Below are 754 nucleotides of genomic sequence, written 5' to 3'. Positions count from 1 at the left end.
GAAGCGCAAATCCAGCATCTGTACGGATATGCGACAACTGCCCCGCTGCCGTCCGGGGCCAAGCTCGTCGATCCCCGATTCTCGATTCTGCAGTCCGCCGGACTGCGCGGCGCCGCTCCGACCTGGGAGCAGCTCAACGGACGATGGGCCGTGCCGGGAGTCGGGTACGGGGAGAGCATCGTCCAGATCGGCCGGGAGATCGCGGCCGAGCCCGTGACGGATTGGAAAACGTCGGCGCTCGAATGGCTCAAGGCGGAGAGGTTAATCGACTCCCCGCACGACCCCGATGCGCCTGTCACCTGGGCGGAGTTCGGCACCGTGCTGAGAAGGCTGGCGGGGAAATAAGCGGCACCGCGAGCAGGCGCGGTTCGGGGAAAATCCGCAAATCGGCATACAGCGGCAGCAAACGGCGCATGCAGACGACCCAAGAGAGAGCCGATTGATTTTGCGATTTCGGTTGTCGAAGTTGGAGAATGGTTGAAGCTGTTGGAAGGCGGAGGCTGGCGATTCCACAGGAAATCCGGTATAATTCAAAGGATAGTCGTCCTTAGACGATAGCGATGATACGGAAACAAGGAGCTGGATTCATCCGTGGCACTGTCCTGTGGAATCGTCGGCTTGCCGAACGTCGGCAAATCGACTTTGTTTAATGCGATTACGCAAGCCGGCGCAGAGTCGGCCAACTATCCGTTCTGTACGATCGATCCGAACGTCGGCGTGGTCGAAGTGCCGGACCCGCGGCTGCAGAAACTGG

The 754-nt window shown here is 60.3% G+C and carries 2 protein-coding genes; both read left to right on the top strand.

Annotated elements, in window-relative coordinates; all coding sequences use genetic code 11:
* Positions 1-345 (top strand): hypothetical protein (locus ACYVPE_RS39920; protein ID WP_461038743.1); only part of this gene is annotated, 345 nt, incomplete at its 5' end.
* Between the two features lie 246 nt (positions 346-591).
* Positions 592-754, top strand: a 163-nt coding sequence (locus ACYVPE_RS39915) for a GTPase (RefSeq protein ID WP_461038744.1), incomplete at its 3' end; no start/stop codon positions are given.

The organism is Streptomyces mayteni, from assembly GCF_054783955.1.
This window is presented reverse-complemented; position numbering and strand designations above follow the sequence as displayed.